This is a genomic window from Nitratireductor arenosus (assembly GCF_009742725.1).
Classification (GTDB): Bacteria; Pseudomonadota; Alphaproteobacteria; order Rhizobiales; family Rhizobiaceae; genus Mangrovimarina; species Mangrovimarina arenosa.
Genome location: NZ_WPHG01000002.1, coordinates 629375 through 647856, shown reverse-complemented (window position 1 = coordinate 647856; position 18482 = coordinate 629375). Strand labels below are relative to the sequence as shown.

Here is an 18482-nt window from a genome sequence, read left to right as displayed (position 1 = left end):
CGACTTGGAACGATAAGAGGGGAATCCGTTGAAAACAGCGCAAGCGCTCGTTGGCAGCAGAAACCGCCGCGCATTCGCTGCAGCGATGTTGTCTGTGCTGCTCGGCGCCTGCACGACGGGTGGATCGATGTTCGACGTCGCGTCCCCGTCCTTTAACGGCACCAGCGGCACCACGACCGGCCCGGTCGTCCTTGACACGATCGAGGAAAGCGACCTCGCCTCCGTCGACCAGACGCCTTCGCCCTCCGTCATTGAGGAAGGTGACACGGTTCTGCCCGCCGAGGTTGCCTATCTGCCCGCCGACAAGCCCGATTCGGGCGCGCCGATGCCCGGCGAGGATGGCAGCGAAGCCGTGGTCACCGCGCCCGACGGGGAAAATCTGCCCGGGGCAACAGCGGATGACATTGCAGCGCAAACTGCTACGGCAGAGCCGCAACCCGCGCCGGCGGTGCCCGCCGAGCCACCGAAAAAACGTGGCTTCTTCGCCAGCCTGTTCGCCAATCCGGCGCCACCGGCCACCGATACCGAGCGCGGCCGGGCACCGCGCCAAAATCCCGTCGCATTGCCCGAAACGACCGTTGCGCTCGCAATACCGCGCGACAAGCCCGAAACCGCAACACCGCCCCTGCCCGCGCCGGCGGACGCCACCCCCGAGGAGACGGCCGCATCGACCGGCGACGCCACAGCGTCCAGCGAACCGAAGCCGACTGCCTTCATCGAGAGCGGTCCGGGGCCGGCCCCCGCTCCGGTCCAAAAGCGCGGCTTTCTGGCCAACCTGTTTTCCAACACCGCGCCTTCGGCCACTGCCGCCGACCGGCCGGCGGTCAAGGTCAAGCCCCGGCGCGATCCGGTGGTGGCGCTCGCCTCGACCGGGCCGGCCAAACCGATCGTCAATCCGGTCTCCCTGTCCGGCTCCGGAGACGCCCTGCCCGGCGTACGCCAGTCGGCCCTGTTCGAGATCAACCGCAAGTCCGGGCTCGACGAGGACGACGACATCGACGTCCACGAAGCGGGCGAACCGGTGCGCGTGGCTTCGGCCGCCGGTCTGGCCCGGCTGGCCCCCAACGGATTGATCAAACAGACCGACCGGGTCGATGTCGGCTGCCTGAAACCGTCGCTCGTGCGCGTCCTGCGCCGGGTCGAGCAGCATTTTGGCAAAAAGATCGTCGTCACCTCCGGCTACCGCAGTCCGGCGCGCAACCGACGAGCGCGTGGCGCTCGCAACTCGCTGCACATGTATTGCGCGGCAGCCGACGTTCAGGTGCCCGGCGTGTCCACACGCCAATTGGCCAGCTTTGTCCGCGCCATGCCCGGCCGCGGCGGCGTCGGCACTTATTGCCACACCAAATCGGTCCATATCGATGTCGGCCCCGAGCGGGACTGGAATTGGCGTTGCCGGCGTCGGCGCTGATCCGGCGGCGGTATTTGCGGCGCGCGGCAAAAAATCTTTTCATCGATCGGTTTTGCGGGTTGTCGCCCACAGGGAAGCTGACTATAAGGCCGCACGTTCCCCGCGCGCCCATCGTCTAGCGGTCTAGGACGCCGCCCTTTCACGGCGGAAACACGGGTTCGAGTCCCGTTGGGCGTGCCAGTTTTTCCAATCGTTTCACCGCGTGCCGCAGCCCCCGTCATATCGAGGCGGGGTTTTTCAGCCATGCCGATCGCGCCGGAAATGCGCCCTTTCGCGGCTCCTTTGTCGGCCATGAAGACGCTGCGGGCTTGATGCCGACGCGCTTCGATGCCAAATCTGCGCGTGAGGGTGTCGTCGTCAAGCTAGGCATCCGCGCCCGTTGTCAACAAACGCCCGGAAGATGAGCCCATGGTCACCTATCAGGACGCGGCGACCGCGCCGCTCAAAAACACCGGCCAGATCCGGCTCTACGACGAAGCCGGCTTCGAAGGTATGCGCCGCGCCTGCGCGCTGACCGCGCGCTGCCTCGACGAGTTGGTCGCCATGATAGAGCCCGGCGTGACCACCGAGGCACTCGATCGTTTCATCTTCGAATTCGGCATGGATCACGACGCCATCCCGGCGACGCTCAACTATCGCGGCTACACCAAATCGTCCTGCACCTCGATCAACCACGTGGTCTGTCACGGCATTCCCGACCGCAAGCCTTTGCGCGAGGGCGATATCGTCAATATCGACGTCACCTACATCGTCGACGGCTGGCACGGTGATTCCTCGCGCATGTACCCGGTCGGACAGATCAAGCGCGCGGCCGAAAGGCTGCTGGAAGTGACCCACGAAAGCCTGATGCGCGGCATCGCGGCGATCCGCCCGGGCGCGCGCACCGGCGCGATCGGCGCGGCGATCCAAACTTATGCCGAGGCCGAGCGCTGCTCGGTGGTGCGCGATTTCTGCGGCCACGGCGTCGGGCTTCTGTTTCACGACGCGCCCAACATCCTGCATTATGGCAGCCCCAATGAAGGCGTGGAACTGAAACCCGGCATGATCTTCACGGTCGAACCGATGATCAATCTCGGACGACCGCACGTGAAGGTATTGTCGGATGGGTGGACCGCGGTAACGCGCGACCGGTCGCTTTCGGCGCAGTACGAACACAGTATAGGCGTCACCGACACGGGCTGCGAGATTTTCACCCTGTCGCCGGCGGGGCTCGACCGGCCGGGCCTGCGCGACTGAAAGCCAAGCGCCCCACGTCGCCCGCACGGCGATTCCCTGCGGCCGCGAAACGGTCTAGAGCCGTTCCTCTTTAACTGGAACCGTTTGACTGCCGGGATTTCGCGGTCCGGCCAGGAGCGCGTGGCGATGTGGTGCAGGCACCATGAGCCGTGCGCAACGCCGTAAGATGCGCGAGAGACCAAGGTCGGGCGATTGCGGTTTGACGGGCGATATCAAAACCATTGGCGCTCCCCGGCGTGGACGGATTTTCCGCCCCTGCGGCGTCGAAGCCCTTGCCCGATATTGATATCGCGCTGCGGGCTTCTCCTTGCCGGACCGAAAAATCCATTCCATCAAACCGCTTCCAGTTAAAGAGGAACGGCTCTAGGCTTGCCGCCGGACAAGTCGTGGACTGTGCGTCCTGCAAGCGGGAGGGTGGATGGCGCCGGAGGATGACGACGACGAACGCGGCTTTTTTGCCGAAAAACCGGTGGCCCGCCCCGGCAAGCCGCATTATTCGGGCCATCGCGAACGGCTGCGCGAGCGGTTGCGCGAGGGTGGACAGGCCGCGCTTGCCGAATACGAGCTTCTGGAAACGCTGCTGTTTCGTTCGATCCCCCGCGCCGACACCAAACCGGTCGCCAAGGCCCTGATCGCGCGTTTCGGATCGTTCGCCGAGGTCCTGGGCGCGCCCGAACATCTGCTTCGCGAGGTCAAGGGTGTCGGCCCGGCGGTCGCCTTCGACCTGAAACTGGCCGCGGCCGCGGCCGAACGGATGCTCAAGGGCCGGATTCGCGGGCGCCAGGTCCTGACCTCGTGGAGCGATGTCATCGATTATTGCCGCGCCGCCATGGCGTTCGAACCGCGCGAGCAGTTCCGTATCCTGTTCCTGGATAAGAAGAACGCGCTGATTGCCGACGAAGTCCAGCAGCGGGGAACCATCGACCATACGCCGGTTTATCCGCGAGAGGTCGTCAAACGTGCGCTCGAATTGTCGGCGACCGCCCTGATCCTGGTTCACAACCATCCCTCGGGCGATCCGACGCCCTCGCGCGCCGACATCGAGATGACGCGGCTGGTCGTCGAGTCGGCCAAGCCTCTCGGCATCGCCGTCCACGACCACATCATCGTCGGCAAGAACGGTCACGCCAGTCTAAAAGGCCTTCAACTTATCTAAAATTTTATTTATATTTTATGTTTGTTTGAAATACGTTGTATATTCCTGAAATACGAAAGGTCTTGGCAAAAAAAAGCACTGTTAACCAAATTCACGGTTTGTTAAGCATTCCAATTAACTTTCGTTTAACACTCTCTCCGGGTGACCGTGGGAGATTGTCATGCTTATTCGTCAAGCTGCCGATACTGGCGGCCTCGATATGCTCGGCCCGCGCCGGGCCAATCCATATGAGAATTCAAAGAGCCTGGAGTTCGGTTTCCGGGCCCGCCGTTTCGTCCATATTCGCAGGCTGATCGAAGCGATCATCGCCGAACGCGGCAGCGCCGAGATCCTCGATCTGGGCGGGACGGAGACCTATTGGCATATCGGCGCAGACTTCATCCGGGAAAATCGCAACCGGCTTTCCTTCACGATGGTCAACACCGAGGACCAGGAGGTCGATGATCCGGCGCTGTTCACCTTCGTCGCCGAGAGCGCCTCGGACCCCACCCTGTTTTCCGGCCGCCGGTTCGATCTCGTCCATTCCAATTCGGTGATCGAACATGTCGGTGACTGGTCGAACATGGAAGCGTTCGCCGCCAATGCGCGACGGCTGGCGCCGCGTTATTACATCCAAACGCCGAACTACTGGTTCGCTTACGAGCCGCATTTCCGCTTTCCGGGCTTCCAGTACCTGCCCAGGCGCATGCGCGCCACCTTGATCATGCGCTTCGCGCTCGGCTTCTTCCAGCGCATCGATTCGCTGGAGGAGGCGCTCGACATCATCCACCATCACCGGCTCCTGTCGACGCGCGAGATGGCAGGGCTGTTCCCCGACGCGGCGATCGTGCACGAGAAGGTGTTCGGTCTGAACAAATCGGTGATCGCGATCCGCGACGGTACGTGAACACCGCCACGCGGCCGGCAAAACGCAAAACGGCCGCCCGGGTTGGGCGGCCGTTTTCACATGATGGGAATTTAGGAAGGAAAGCGGCCGCTATTCGGCGCCCTCCTCCTTGTCCTTGGCCGCGGCCTTCTTTTTCGGCGCAGCCTTTTTCTTCGCCGGCGCCTTCTTGGCCGGCTTTTCGGCCGCCTCGTCCTCGTCGTCGGCCAGCAACTCTTCCTTGGAGACCTTCTTGTCGGTCACCTGGACCTGACCGAGCAGATGGTCGACGACCTTCTCCTCGAACAGCGGCGCGCGCAAGGTGGCGAGCGCCTGCGGGTTGCTGCGGTAATAATCGTAGATTTCCTTTTCCTGGCCGGGATAATGCCGCACCGTCTCGATCAGCGCGCGTTGCATTTCCTCGTCCGTAATCTGGACGCTGGCCTGTTCGCCGATTTCGGCCAGAACCAGACCGAGCCGCACACGGCGCTCGGCGAGGCGCTGATATTCCGCCCGCGCCTCGTCCTCGGTCGTGTCCTCGTCCTCGAAGCTGCGGCCGGCCTTTTCGAGATCGTTCGTCACCTGGTTCCAGATATTCTGGAACTCCGCCTCGACCAGCTTGGACGGCGCCTCGAACGAATAGGCAGCGTCGAGCGCGTCGAGAAGCTGGCGCTTGACCTTCTGGCGCGTCAGCGCGCCGTACTGGCTTTCGATCTGACCCTTGACGATTTCACGCAACTTGTCGATCGAATCGAGTCCGAGATTCTTGGCCAGATCGTCGTTGAGCTCCAGCGTGTCCGGCTTGGAAACTTCTGAAACCTTGACGTCAAACGTCGCCTCTTTGCCGGCCAGGTGAGCCGCCTGGTATTCGGCCGGAAACGTGACCGTGATGGTCTTTTCGTCGCCCGCCTTGGTGCCGACGAGTTGTTCCTCGAACCCAGGAATGAACTGTTTGGAGCCGATCACGAGATTGGCGCCGTCATCGGCGCCGCCCTCGAAGGGTTCGCCGTCGATCTTGCCGACATAGTCGAGCGTGACCCGATCGCCGTCCTCGGCCTTGCCCTTCTTCGGCGTGAAGCTGCGCGCCGATTCGGCTATCCGCAGCATCTGCTCCTCGATCTCTGCGTCCTCGACGTCGTAGACCTCGCGGCTCACCTTGATGTCGTCGACGGTCTTGATCTCGATCGGCGGAATCACCTCATAGGCGATCTGGAAGCTGAAATCGGCCTGGCCGGCCAACACCTTCTCGGCTTCCTTCTCGTCCTCGGTCATCGTGACCTCCGGCTGCATGGCGGCCTTTTCGCCACGCTCGGAAATGATCGAGCCGGTCGACTTGGATAGGATGTCGTTGACGACCTCCGCCATCATCGCCTTGCCATACATCTTGCGCATGTGCTGCATCGGCACCTTGCCCGGCCGGAAGCCGTTGATGCGCACTTTGCCTTTGGCGTCCTCGAGCCGCTCCACCAGCCGGGTTTCCAGGTCCTTGGCCGGAACCACTACCTGGATTTCCCGCTTCAGCCCTTCATTCAGCGTTTCGGTTACCTGCATCATCAAACCTTTGTCTTCGCGAATGCCGGCGATCCGGCGCCTGCCGTTTCGTGAACCGGATTCTCTTGCCGGGAGTGGCTTTGTGGTGCGGGTGGAGGGACTTGAACCCCCACGGCTTGCGCCACAGGAACCTAAATCCTGCGTGTCTACCAGTTCCACCACACCCGCTCCGGAGGCTATTTAGCCCCCGAAAGCGCGGCGTTCTATATCATCAGCCTTTGCGGCTTCAAAGGAAAAAGGCCGTAAAAATGCGGCTTTTTTTCCGCCATACCGGGTTTTTCCGACCAAGCGGCCCCGGGGCCTCCGCCCGAATGGCTGCGCGGCTAATAAAACGGCTCTTCATAAAGGATTGTGTCGCCGTCGAGAAACGCCTTGATCTGCGCCTGGCCGGCGTCGCTGACGGCGGCGATCACGTGGAAGCTGCGCTCGCGCATGTCGGCCTCGATCGCCCTGCCCTCGCCCTCCGGCAGGTAGAAGCGCTCGATGCCGTAGCGCAGCCTGACAGTGTCGGCCGACAGCGGCGAGGAGGACGCAAGCGTGCCGCGCAGGCGCACGCTTGCCACGCGCTGCGGCGGTGCGTTCTCGGACAGATGTGCCGCCACGGGCTGGAAAAGCCCTTTTTCGTCGGCCAAGACATCGACCAGAACGATCGCGCCCTCGGCCAGCGCCCCCGCGGGCGGCGTCGAAAACAGCGTTTTGGGAATAACCGAGATGGCATAGCCAAGCCGTACATAATCGCCGCGCAGGAGATCGCGCGGATCGACCGGCTCGACCTTGAGCCGCACCTCGCGCCCGTTACGCAAAATGTCGGCGCGGGCTTGGATCATCCATGCCAAAAAGCCGATCTGGAGCAGTGCCGCGACAAGAGCGGCGGCGAAAAGTCCGGTCCTGGCCTTCATGACGGCGCTCCCCGACCGCTCGCCGATGCGAGCAATCGCTTCTCGAGGCGAATGATGACGGCCGCCATAGCCGCCAGGATCAGCCCGGCGGCAAGCAGGAAACCGGCCGTGCCAAGCATGGTGCCGACCGTGGCGACATAAACCACGCCCAGTTCGAGCGTAAACAGCGCGTAGGCGCACCAGCGCAGCACGCGGCTTTCGCGTCCGGCCACCATCAGCGCGGCAACGCTGCCGCCAAAGGTCGCCAGTGCCGCCAGCATGAAGGCTGGTTCGTCGAATATCTCGGCCTGGATCAGCATCATTGCGGTCGCGAAGCCGATCAACCCGTGTACGGCGGCGCCGCCGCCCAGACGCAGCATCCGTTCGCTCGCCGCCTCGCGCGCTCCCGTTGCCGCCAGAAACATGGCCGAGACAACGGCAAGCACGACCGGAACCGCAAGAAGCTCGGTACGCAGGTAGATCAGGCAGACGTAACCGACAAGCGCGAGCAGTAGCAGATGCCTGGCCGGGCGGCTGGCCGTCCACAATGACACTACCCACAAGGCAGTCGCCAGCACCAGCCATTGCCACGGCAAGGGGGAATCGCGCCAAAAGTCCCAGCTATCCGTCCACAACCAGGCCACCGACAACGCGACCGCCGCCGCCGTCAAGGCGGGCGAGCGCAGCAAGATGGCGGCCAGCCCTACGCCTACGCACCAGGTCAGCAGCGCGGCCGCCTCGTCACCGGAAAGGTGATACATCTGTCCGATCAGCGCGATCGACCCGCCGAAGGCAGCCGCGGCCACCATATAGGCGGCCTCGCCGGCCCCGTTCTGGCCACGCGCGTGAAGCCCCGCGCCACCGAGATAGCCGGCGAGGATAACCGCGAACAGCATGCCGACCCGGGCGAGCCGCGGCAGCGCCTCCCAGTTCGCCGCGACGAAGATCAGGATCGCCGCGCCGAGCAGCAGCGCCGCCAACATCGCCACGACCGCGCCGAACGAAATGCCGTCGCGGCTGGTGAGGGTCACGTCGTCGAGCAAGCGACGCGCCGTCGCCGCGTCGACCAGGCCCTCGGCGCGCCAGCGCTCGATATCGGTTTTCAGTTTCGCCGCGTATGAAGCCATGGTTGCTCGCGATGTGTCGGCCGGAATCGCTCTTATCCTAGCGGTTTTGGCGACAGGGAATAGAAGCCGGTTTCCCCAGATCGCTGCGCCGCAATATACGACCCCGGCCGCCCCCCGACATGGCGCGAACCGGATTGCGATCTTTATGTGACAGCCTGCTGATGTTGCGCTGCACAAAACGCATTGCTGCTATGCAATATATGCGCTTCAAATCCGCCGGAGACACACCTATCTTCCAATTGTCAACGAGAACAGCCGAAACGAAGATTTACGAAAAGAGACACGACCATGAACCTGATCCGCAACTACCGCAACTGGCGCCGCTACCGGGAAACCGTCAACGAGCTGAGCCGCCTTTCGAACCGCGAACTCAACGATCTGGGCATCAGCCGCGGCGACATCCCGTTCGTCGCCCGCCGCTCGATCTAGCACCTAACACGAATTTCGCCAGGACCATCCTCCTCCCAGGTCCTGTCGGATAAGGCCGGCATTCACCTCCTCCCGGATGCCGGCCGCCAAAACGACACCCGCCGGACCTCCTCCCCCGGCGGGTGTTGTTTTTTTGCGCCCGCATGTCCGCCCGCGCCCCACTTCCCAAATATCCAGATCCGGTTCGACGTGGTTTCGCAGCGCAAACGCGCGATCAACGCTCGCCCATCACTCCGCGCGAGCGCCATTCGCTGTAAAGCATGATGTCGGGTGCACCACCCATCGGCTCGAACCAGCTGTCGACGGCCCACAACGTCCCGCCACGCTCGCGGAGCATGGCGGTCGAATGCGGATAGCGACCATCGACGAAAAGCCCGCGCGAGCGATTCCACTCGACTGTATGATGCTTCAACAGGCCGCGCTCCTGCAGATAAAGCAGCAGCGAACGGGTATTGGTCGATTCGTCGATGCAATCCATCTGGCCCCTGACCCGGGAGCCGGCGAGATTCGATTTCGCCCTGTCGCGCACGCCGATAACGCCACCGGCCCGATCCTCGAAATACTGCACCGCCTGCGAGATCGCGCCGCGTTCATCCGCCGCCGTTTCGGCATAGGAGAACATCTTGCCGAAGGTTTCGCCGTCGCGTTCGGTGAGGGTCAGTCTGGTCTTGTAGGAACAATTGTAGCCGTGGCAGACGTAAAGTCGCTTCGTGGTGGTCTTGGTGATCTCGCCGGTATAGTTGCTCGACACCGAGGTACAACCGGCCACGAGAACCAGCCCGAAGCCCGCGATGATGCGCCCGACATATCTGCCACCCTTCATCGCGCGACCATAGGAAACGAGGGGTCGCCCGGCAATCAGAAAAAGCCCTCCGCCCGGTGCCGTCCACCGACCGATTGCATTCGGCCCGCGCCGGGACTATTTCGACGGGATGAGCACAAAACCCATTCACGTCATCGGTGGCGGCCTTGCCGGTTCCGAAGCTGCCTGGCAGGCCGCAAAGGCCGGCGTTCCCGTCATCCTGCATGAAATGCGCGGTGTGCGCGGCACCGACGCCCACAAGACCGTCGGGCTCGCCGAGCTTGTCTGCTCCAATTCCTTCCGCTCCGACGATGCCGAAACCAACGCGGTCGGCCTGCTGCATGCGGAGATGCGGCTTGCCGGTTCGCTGATCATGGCGTGCGGCGACGCCCACCAGGTTCCGGCCGGCGGTGCGCTGGCCGTCGATCGCGACGGTTTTTCGGCCGCCGTGACGGAGAAAATCGAGACGCACGAGCTGATCACGGTGGTGCGCGAGGAAGTCTGCGGCCTACCGCCGGCGGACTGGGATCAGGCGATCATCGCCACCGGCCCGCTGACCGCGCCGTCGCTGGCGGACGCCATCCGTGCCGAAACCGGCGCCGACGCGCTAGCTTTTTTCGATGCGATCGCCCCGATCGTGCATTTCGATACGATCGACCTGGATATTTGCTGGTTTCAGTCGCGCTACGACAAGGTCGGCCCTGGCGGCACCGGCAAGGATTACATCAATTGCCCGATGGACAAGGCGCAATACGAAGCCTTCATCCAGGCCCTGGTCGACGGCGAGAAGACCGAGTTCAAGCAGTGGGAAGGCACCCCCTATTTCGACGGCTGCCTGCCGATCGAGGTAATGGCCGAGCGCGGGCCGGAAACGCTGCGGCATGGGCCGATGAAGCCGATGGGCCTGACCAACGCGCATGCCCCCGACATCAAGCCTTACGCCATCGTTCAATTGCGTCAGGACAATGCGCTGGGCACGCTCTACAACATGGTCGGCTTCCAGACCAAGCTGAAATATGGCGAACAAGCGCGCGTGCTGCGCATGATCCCCGGCCTGGAACGGGCCGAGTTCGCCCGGCTCGGCGGCCTGCACCGCAACACCTATATCAACTCCCCCGTCCTGCTGGACCGCGCTTTGCAACTGAAGGCGCGGCCCGGCCTGCGCTTTGCCGGCCAGATCACCGGCTGCGAGGGTTATGTGGAAAGTGCCGCGATCGGCCTGCTCGCCGGGCGTTTCGCTGCCGCCGAGCGGCTCGGCCGCGTTCCGGCGACACCGCCCGCGACCACCGCCTTTGGCGCCCTGCTCGCCCACATCACCGGCGGCCACATCGTCTCCGACGATGAAGCGGGCAAACGCTCCTTCCAGCCGATGAACGTCAATTTCGGCCTGTTTCCGCCACTCGACCCGGGCGCTATCGAAAAGCCGGAAGGCCGGCGCTTCCGCGGCAAGGAAAAGGCGATCGCCCGAAAAAAGGCGCTGACCGGCCGCGCGCTTGCCGATTGCCGGGACTGGCTCGGGCTTGCGCCCCGTGCCGAAGCCGCGGAATAGTCGCACCCTGGCGGCGGCAACGCCGGCCGCAACCGGGAGACACACCGCCATGACCGCGCTCGAAAGCACCTTCTTCCACGTCGAACGCCACGGCGCCGTCGTCCACTTGGTGATGAACCGACCCGACCGGGCCAATGCCATGACGCCCGATTTCTGGACCGACCTGCCGCGCCTGATCGCCGCCCTCGGGCGCGACGAGACGGTACGCTGCGCCGTGATCTCGGGCGCCGGCAGGAATTTCACCGGCGGCATGGACCTTGCCGCCTTCGCCGACATCGCCAGGCTGTTTGAGGCCGAGCCGGGGCGCGCGGCGCTGGCCATGCGCGATCTGATCCTGAGGCTGCAGGAGGCTTTCAGCGCCTTGGAGCGTGCGCGGTTCCCGGTGATCGCGGCCGCGCACGGCGCCTGCATCGGCGCCGGCGTCGACCTGATCACCGCCTGCGACATGCGGTTCGCCGCCGCCGACGCCTCGTTCGCCATCGAGGAGATCCATATCGGCATGGCCGCCGATGTCGGCACGCTGCAAAGGTTGCCCAAGCTGATCGCGCCGGCCACAGCCGCCGAACTCGCCTATACCGGGCGCCGGTTCTCGGCCGCTGAGGCGAAAGGCTTCGGTCTGGTTTCCCACGTGTTCGACGACCGCGAGGCGCTGGTGGCGGGCGCGCTCGAACAGGCCCACGCGATCGCCCGCAAATCGCCCCTGGCGATCACCGGCATCAAGCGCAACCTCACCTATGCGCGCGACCATTCTGTGGCCGACGGGCTCGACTATATAGCGACCTGGAACGGCGGCATGCTGCGGTCGCAGGACCTGATGGCGGCAGTTCAGGCGAAAATGGCCAAGCAGGACGCCCAGTTCGCCGATCTTTTGAAGGGCGAAGCCTAGATCCGTTCCTTCTTAAATGGAATCGTTTGACCGTCGGGATTTCGCGGTCTGGCCAGGAGCGCGCGGCGATGCGGTGTTAGCACCGCGAGAAGCGCGCGACGCCGTGAGGCGCGTGAAAGACCAAGGTCAGGCGATTGCGGTTTGACGGGCGATATCAAAACCGTAGGTATTTTCCGGCTTGGACGGCTTTTTCGCCCCGGCCCTTCGGGCGAGCCCGATAAACCAGACCTCACCGTCGAAGCCCCCGCCCGATAGTCATATCGCGCTACGGGCTTCCCGTTGCTGGCGCGAAAAATCCGTTCCATCAAACCGGCTCCATTTAAAGAGGCGCGGCTCTAAAGGCCCGGCACGGTCTAAGCCGCCGACCAGTCTGGGTATTTCGCTTTCATCCGCGAGACCGAATCCCGCACCATATCGGCCAGAACGGCCCGATCGTTATTGGCGAGATTGGCGAGGTAGAGGCACGAAACGCTGTGCCGGTGCCTGCCGAGGCGGGCGAGTTCGTCCCCATAGCGTCCGAACCCCGGCATGATGTAGACGGTGAGCGCCGATTTGCGCGGCGAAAAGCCGGTCAGGAAGGACTGGCCGGAATGGCCGGACTCGTAGCGGTAGGCATAGCGGCCGTATCCGACAATGCTCGGCCCCCACATGCGCGGTTCAAATCCGGTCGCCTCCGCCATAAGATCGAGCATGTCAAAACCCTCGCGACGGCGACGGTCCTGCTCCACTGAACTCAGAAAATCCTCGACGCTCGCGCCGGTCTGAACCGTCATGTTGCCCGCCATGCGGTCTCCTTGGCCGACGCCATGCCGGCACTGTCCGCCGTCGGCAGGCCCGGCTTACCGGCCTCGCCCGGATTGCGTCGCACGAAATCGGCCTTCAGGCTTTCCGAGGTCTCGCGCGAGCCGTCATGGCTCCAGCCCGGCGGCATGAACAGATAGCCCAGACGCTGGCGCAGCGTCAGACCGGGCGCGGCTGCATCCCTGAACATGCCGATCCATTCGTGGAAGGCGACCTTGAACGGGTTGAAAGTGCCCAGGTTCTTCACGATCCCGTAGCGCGGCCGCTCCTCCTCCAGCTCCTCCACGAACGTGCCGAACATACGATCCCAGATGATCAGCGTGCCGGCATAATTGGCGTCGAGATAGCGCGGATTGGTAGCGTGGTGGACACGGTGGTGCGACGGCGTGTTGAAGATCGCCTCGAACCAGCCCCACATCCTGCCGATCGTCTCGGTATGGATCCAGAACTGCCAGACCAGATTGAAGCCGAAGACGAAGGCGATCACCGCCGGATGGACGCCAAGCAGCACGATCGGCGCCTGCAGCGCGAACATGCCGGTAAACGTGCCCGTCCACGACTGCCTGAGCGCCGTCGACAAATTGTAGTGCTGGCTGGAATGGTGGTTGACGTGCTCGGCCCATACCCAGCGGCAGCGATGAGCGATGCGGTGGTACCAGTAATAACGCAGGTCATCGGCCAGGAAGGCGGCGACGAACACCCACCAGTGCAGCCCGAGATCGAACAGCCGGAACTTCCAAACCCACGACAGCGCCCAATAGGCGACGAAACCGAGCAGGATACCGGCCACCACGTTGCCCGTGCCCATCATCAGGCTGGTGAGTGTGTCGCGGGTCTCGAACGCGCCTCTGGCGCGGCCTGAACGCACCAGCCACAGCTCGAGCAGAATCGCGGCGACGAAAAACGGGATCGCCAGTTCCGTGACTTTCGGAAAATCGTAGCCGTCCATCAGGCGCTCTTTCGTTGCTCGTTGCGGTTGGCCGGCGAGAGCCGCTGCGCAATGCGCTGAGCCTCCGGCGCGCCGGCAAACACGAAGCGCCCGCCCGACCAGGTGAAATCGCGCGTGCGCAGACAGAGTGCGGCCCCGTCCGCATCGACAACCGTGAGATCGGCCGGCCGCACGATGCGGGTCAGAAAATGCATGCCCACCGCCTGGACGATCCCGGTGCGGGTGCTTTCGAGCAGCAGGAACGCGGCCGTAGGCGGCTTTGTGACAACGACTTCGACAATCGTCTCATTGGGAAAATCCTCGGCAAAACGCCGGCGCGCCTCGGCCTCGCTCGTCAGTTCGGCTTCACGCGTTCCGCCGGTCATATGCACCGCCACGACCACGGCCATTATGCCGATCACAACGATGGCGACCAGGACCGTCAAGCTCATGCCGGCTCTCCCCCGTCGGCGCCTCTTGCGCCCGCCACGATGTAGCATTTTTGACGTAAACGTAAAAGGGCGCCGTCACCAGCCACCGGTCGCGCGGCGCAAGATCAGCCAGTGTCGGCGCAGGGCCATCGGCGCGCGCGCGTCGACGCCGTCCCTCTCGATCCTGTCCAGCTTCGCCCCGGTCACCGCGAGCGGTAGGAAGGCCGGGCGCAGGCTTTCTGGCAGCCCCGGCGCGCCGCGCAAAAAGGCGCCAAGATGATCGCGGGCGAGCGACGCCATCGCCGCGACCGCCCGCTCCGCCGCTTCGCCGTCGGCGGCCAGAAAGCCGTCGCGATCGGTGCCCACGGCCGCGAGCAGATCGGCCGGCACGTAGCATTGTCCGCGCGTACGGTGGCGCGTCAGGTTTTGCAACAGCCGTGTTACGGTTTCCGCGCAGCCGGCGTGGCCTGCCAGGTCGGCCTGCTTGGCGGCCGCCTCGGCGTCGAGCACCAGCGCGGCGAGTTGGATCAGCGCCGAGCCGGTTTCCCCGCAATAGCCTTCGAGCGCGGCCCTGTCGGGCATCGGGTCGTCATAAAGGTCGAAGATGCGCGCCTCCAGCATGGCATCGAACGCAGCAACCGGCAGGCGATGGTCGCCGATCGCCGCAATCAGCGCGTCGGCGACCGGACTGCCGGTCGGCTGGCCCGCCGCTATCGCCTCGCGCCACCATTGCAGACGGATTTCGCCGGGCAGCGGTTCGTGAACGAGATCGCGTACCCTGGCCGTCTCGACATTGAAGGCGTAGAGCGCAAACAGCGCCGGCCGCTTGTCTTCGGGCGCGTAGAGCGTAGCCAGATAGCGATCGGGATCGCCGGCGCGCACGATCTCGCGCACCTGCGCGTCGCCCATCATCTCAGGACACGGCGACCAGGGCCGCTGCCACGGCCCGATCCTCGGCCAAGAGCACGTTGTAGGTGCGCACCGCCGCCCCCGTCGACATCGGCTCGGTGGCAACCCCGGCAGCGCGTACGGCCTCGCGCACCGCGTTGGGCAGCGGTTTCAGCTCCCTGCCGGTGCCGACCAGCAAAATCTCGATCCCGGCCGCCTCCTCGATAACGCGGGCGAAATCGGCTTCGGCGAGCGCTGCGGCGTCGGCCGGCTCCCAGCCATGAATGCCCGACGGCACGCACAGGATCGAGCCGCGATGCGACATTTCGGCAAACCGGAAACCGCCATTGCCGTAGGCGTCGATCGGCGCCCGGCCCGGGAAATGGGCCTCGCGCATGATGATGCCGCCGGCCATGACCGCCTTACGCTTTCGACGTCTCGACCGGACCGTCCGAACCGTCGACCTGCCCCTCGTCCTTGCCGGGCGACAGAGCGCCCGGCCGCAGCTTGAACAGGATCAGGATCGGCGCGGCGATGAAGATCGACGAATAGGTGCCGAACACCACGCCGAACAGCATCGCCGCCGTGAACGAGCGGATCACCTCGCCGCCGAACAGGAACAGCGCGCCCAGGGCGAGCAATGTGGTGAGCGAGGTCATCAACGTACGCGACAAGGTCAGGTTGATCGCGTTGTTGAGCAACTGCGGCAACGGCATCTTCTTGTAGCGCCGCAACTCCTCGCGCACCCGGTCGTAGACCACCACCGTGTCGTTGAGCGAATAGCCGACAATGGTCAGGATGGCCGCGATCGAGGACTGGTTGAACTCTATGCCCGAAATCACGAAGAACCCGACCGTGATGACGATATCGTGCACTGTGGCGATAATGGCGCCAACGGCGAACTGCCATTCGAAGCGCAGCCAGATATAGACCATGATCAGAGCGAAGGCGACCAGGACGCCGATCGTACCTTGCGTGGCAAGTTCGGAGGAAACCGTCGGCCCGACCGTTTCCACGCGCCGGATATCGTAGTCCTGCTCGAGTTCGCCGCGCACCTTGACCACGACGCTCTGTTCGGCGTTGTCGCCGGCCTCCTGCGAGGCGACGCGGATCAGCACATCGCTCTCGGTGCCGAATTGCTGAACCTGGATGTCGCCGATATTGAGGTCGGAAAGACGGCCGCGAATCTCGCCGATATCGGCGGCCTGGCCGTCGCGCGTCTGCACCTCGATCAGCGACCCGCCCTTGAAGTCGATGCCGTAATTCATGCCGACGCCGATAAACAGCACGACGGAGACCACCGACAGAAAGGCCGAGAATCCGAACGTGATGCGCCGGAACCCCATGAACGCGATCTTCGTGCCCGGCCGGATCAGCGACACGAAGGAGCGCGGCAGTTCCTTCGGCCGGCGGCGGCGGACCCATTCGGCCAGCATCCAGCGGGTGAAGGTGAAGGCGGTGAAGACCGTCGTCACGATGCCGATCGCCAGGGTGACGGCAAAACCACGCACCGGACCGCTGCCCAGATAAAACAGCACGACGGCCGCGATCAGCGTTGTGACATTGGCGTCGACGATGGTGGCGAAGGCGCGCGAGAAGCCGGCGTCGATCGCCTGGATCAGTGAGCGGCCGTTGCGCCGTTCCTCGCGGATGCGTTCATAGATCAGCACGTTGGAATCGACCGCCATGCCCATGGTCAGCACGATGCCGGCAATGCCCGGCAAGGTCAGCGTCGCCCCGAGCACAGACAGGATCGCCACGATCATTGCGATGTTGGCAAGCAGCGCCAGATTGGCGAGCGCGCCGAGCGTGCCGTAGGCGGCGATCATGAACACCACCACCAGCACGGCGCCGATCACGCCGGCAAGCTTGCCCGCGTCGATGGAATCCTGGCCGAGTCCCGGTCCAACCGTGCGCTCCTCGATGATGGTCAAGGTTGCCGGCAGCGCGCCGGCACGCAAGAGCACCGCCAAATCGTTGGCGCTCTGGACGTCGAAATTGCCCGAGATCTGGCCCGTGCCGCCGAGGATCGGCTCGCGGATCTGCGGCGCGGAAATCACCTGCTCGTCGAGCACGATGGCGAAAAGGCGGCCGACATTTTCCTGGGTCGCCTGCCCGAACCGGGTCGCGCCCTTGGTGTCGAAGCGGAACGACACGACCGGCTCGTTGGTGCGCTGATCGAAAGTCGCCTGCGCGTCGACCAGGTTTTCGCCAGATACGATGACACGGTTTTCGATCAGATAGGGCACCGGCGGATCGTCGGTGGAATAAAGCACGCTCGTGCCGGGCGGCGGCCGGCTCTCGATCGCCTCCTGCACCGGCACCGACGTGTCGACCATCTGGAAGGTCAGCTTGGCGGTCTGGCCGAGAATGTCCTTCAGGCGCTGCGGGTCCTGCAGGCCTGGCACCTGAACCAGGATGCGGTCGTCGCCCTGCCTTTGAATGATCGGCTCGGTGGTGCCGAGTTCGTTGACCCGCCGGCCGACGACCTCGATCGACTGTGACAGCGCCGAGGCGAGACGATAGGTGATGCCCTCCTCGGTCAGGGTGAAGCGCAACAGGCCCGGTTCCGGCTCTTCGCGCGTGAGCTCGGTAACCGTGCCGCCGGCGAACAGGCCGGCCGAAACCGGCTCGGTCAACTGCGCCAGCGCCTCCTTGGCGCGTTCGACATCACCGGCATCGCGGATGCGCACCTGGACGGTTCGGCTGGAACCGGAAAGGCCGGTATAGCCGATGCGGGCATCGCGCAGCAGGCGGCGCACGTCGTCGCGAGTCGATTCGAGCCGTTCCTCGATCAGGTCGCGCCTTTCGATCTGCAACAGAATATGCGAACCGCCCTGCAGGTCGAGGCCGAGCGTCATCTGGCGCTTGGGCAGCCAGTCCGGCAGGCTCGCTACCGTCGCCTGAGGCAGGAGGTTGGGCGCGGCGAATACGATGCCGGCCAGAACGGCCAACCAGATCAGCGTCGTCTTCCAGCGGGTGAAATAGAGCATCAGCCTGTCCGTCGGGGCAAAAACAAGATCAATCCACCCGGTTCTGGTTTATTTTTTGGCGTTCTGGTTGGCGACCGGCTCACCCTTGACCCGCACTTCCGCGATGGTCGCGCGCATCGCCGTCACCTTCATGCCGCCGCCGAGATCGACCTCCAATTCGTGATCGTTAATGACCTTGGTGACCTTGCCGACCAGGCCGCCGCCGGTGATCACCGAATCGCCCCTACGGATCGCCGCCAGCATTTCCTGGCGCTTTTTCATCGTCTGGCGCTGCGGCCGGATGATGAGGAAATACATGATCACGAAGATCAGAACGAACGGCAGGATGCTGATCAGCATGTCGGAGCCGCCAGCAACTCCTGTTTGCGCATAAGCCGGTGTAACGAACATCGAATTCTCCTGAGAACGCCGCCGTGCGCGAAAGGCCCCGGCCGAAGGTGGGCGGAATATAGTCTCTCGCGCCCCCAATGCAACCGGACCGACCGGGTTTCGGCCCGCTTTTGCCGGCAGCACGCGCGTGGTAGAGCGCGCAGACGGAATTTAGGACGGATGGA

At 64.1% G+C, this 18482-nt stretch carries 18 protein-coding genes and 2 tRNA genes; 8 read left to right on the top strand and 12 right to left on the bottom strand.

Features of this window, described 5'->3' with window-relative positions; all coding sequences use genetic code 11:
- Positions 1-127: 127 nt before the first annotated feature.
- The 5 genes from GN330_RS10085 (at position 128) to GN330_RS10065 (ending at position 4689) form a co-directional block, all read left to right on the top strand.
- Positions 128-1411, top strand: a complete 1284-nt coding sequence (locus GN330_RS10085; RefSeq protein ID WP_246188606.1) for a YcbK family protein — start codon at positions 128-130, stop codon at positions 1409-1411.
- Between the two features lie 104 nt (positions 1412-1515).
- Positions 1516-1591, top strand: a tRNA-Glu gene (locus tag GN330_RS10080).
- Positions 1592-1819: 228 nt separating this feature from the next.
- Positions 1820-2647, top strand: coding sequence for a type I methionyl aminopeptidase (gene map, locus GN330_RS10075; RefSeq protein ID WP_156712534.1), 828 nt, complete (start codon positions 1820-1822; stop codon positions 2645-2647).
- Positions 2648-3065: 418 nt separating this feature from the next.
- Positions 3066-3803 (top strand): RadC family protein, encoded by a 738-nt coding sequence (gene radC / locus GN330_RS10070; protein ID WP_156712533.1) that lies wholly within the window; start codon positions 3066-3068, stop codon positions 3801-3803.
- Positions 3804-3963: 160 nt separating this feature from the next.
- Positions 3964-4689, top strand: a complete 726-nt coding sequence (locus tag GN330_RS10065; protein WP_156712532.1) for a class I SAM-dependent methyltransferase — start codon at positions 3964-3966, stop codon at positions 4687-4689.
- A 90-nt stretch (positions 4690-4779) separates the two neighbouring features.
- On the opposite strand, the gene tig is transcribed toward GN330_RS10065, so the two are convergent.
- From tig to GN330_RS10045, 4 genes are all read right to left on the bottom strand, one after another.
- Positions 4780-6216, bottom strand: a complete 1437-nt coding sequence (gene tig, locus GN330_RS10060) for a trigger factor (RefSeq protein WP_156712908.1) — start codon at positions 6214-6216, stop codon at positions 4780-4782.
- Positions 6217-6299: 83 nt separating this feature from the next.
- Positions 6300-6384 (bottom strand) — tRNA-Leu (locus tag GN330_RS10055).
- 155 nt (positions 6385-6539) lie between these two features.
- Positions 6540-7115, bottom strand: coding sequence for a GDYXXLXY domain-containing protein (locus GN330_RS10050; protein ID WP_156712531.1), 576 nt, complete (start codon positions 7113-7115; stop codon positions 6540-6542).
- Positions 7112-8221: a DUF2157 domain-containing protein gene (locus GN330_RS10045; protein WP_156712530.1), complete on the bottom strand. Its 1110-nt coding sequence runs from the start codon at positions 8219-8221 to the stop codon at positions 7112-7114. The genes GN330_RS10050 and GN330_RS10045 overlap by 4 nt, the downstream gene beginning before the upstream one ends.
- 288 nt (positions 8222-8509) lie before the next feature.
- Here GN330_RS10045 and GN330_RS10040 point away from each other — a divergent pair, with 288 nt between their 5' ends.
- Positions 8510-8650, top strand: coding sequence for a DUF1127 domain-containing protein (locus GN330_RS10040; protein WP_106569223.1), 141 nt, complete (start codon positions 8510-8512; stop codon positions 8648-8650).
- Positions 8651-8864: 214 nt separating this feature from the next.
- Here the strand turns inward: GN330_RS10040 and GN330_RS10035 are convergent, their stop codons facing one another.
- Complete coding sequence (locus GN330_RS10035) at positions 8865-9473, bottom strand: hypothetical protein (protein ID WP_156712529.1); 609 nt, start codon at positions 9471-9473, stop codon at positions 8865-8867.
- 109 nt (positions 9474-9582) lie between these two features.
- On the opposite strand from GN330_RS10035, the gene trmFO reads away from it, so the two are divergent.
- The gene (gene trmFO / locus GN330_RS10030) at positions 9583-11001 is read left to right on the top strand and encodes a methylenetetrahydrofolate--tRNA-(uracil(54)-C(5))-methyltransferase (FADH(2)-oxidizing) TrmFO (RefSeq protein WP_156712528.1); all 1419 of its coding nucleotides are present in this window, start codon (positions 9583-9585) and stop codon (positions 10999-11001) included.
- Between the two features lie 49 nt (positions 11002-11050).
- Entirely contained in the window at positions 11051-11887 is an 837-nt protein-coding gene (locus GN330_RS10025; RefSeq protein WP_156712527.1) for a crotonase/enoyl-CoA hydratase family protein, read from the top strand.
- 353 nt (positions 11888-12240) lie between these two features.
- On the opposite strand, the gene GN330_RS10020 is transcribed toward GN330_RS10025, so the two are convergent.
- The 7 genes from GN330_RS10020 to yajC form a co-directional block, all read right to left on the bottom strand.
- On the bottom strand, positions 12241-12672 hold the full coding sequence (locus GN330_RS10020) for a DUF1801 domain-containing protein (protein ID WP_156712526.1): 432 nt from the start codon (positions 12670-12672) through the stop codon (positions 12241-12243).
- Positions 12657-13637 (bottom strand): sterol desaturase family protein, encoded by a 981-nt coding sequence (locus tag GN330_RS10015; protein ID WP_197435108.1) that lies wholly within the window; start codon positions 13635-13637, stop codon positions 12657-12659. Before GN330_RS10015 ends, GN330_RS10020 begins: the two co-directional genes overlap by 16 nt.
- Entirely contained in the window at positions 13637-14068 is a 432-nt protein-coding gene (locus GN330_RS10010) for a hypothetical protein (RefSeq protein WP_156712524.1), read from the bottom strand. Before GN330_RS10010 ends, GN330_RS10015 begins: the two co-directional genes overlap by 1 nt.
- A 75-nt stretch (positions 14069-14143) precedes the next feature.
- Positions 14144-14959, bottom strand: coding sequence for a phytoene/squalene synthase family protein (locus tag GN330_RS10005; protein WP_156712523.1), 816 nt, complete (start codon positions 14957-14959; stop codon positions 14144-14146).
- Position 14960: 1 nt separating this feature from the next.
- The gene (locus GN330_RS10000) at positions 14961-15350 is read right to left on the bottom strand and encodes an Mth938-like domain-containing protein (protein WP_156712522.1); all 390 of its coding nucleotides are present in this window, start codon (positions 15348-15350) and stop codon (positions 14961-14963) included.
- Positions 15351-15357: 7 nt separating this feature from the next.
- Entirely contained in the window at positions 15358-17928 is a 2571-nt protein-coding gene (secDF, locus tag GN330_RS09995) for a protein translocase subunit SecDF (protein ID WP_156712521.1), read from the bottom strand.
- 48 nt (positions 17929-17976) lie between these two features.
- Positions 17977-18318, bottom strand: coding sequence for a preprotein translocase subunit YajC (gene yajC / locus GN330_RS09990; protein WP_156712520.1), 342 nt, complete (start codon positions 18316-18318; stop codon positions 17977-17979).
- Positions 18319-18482 lie beyond the last annotated feature (164 nt).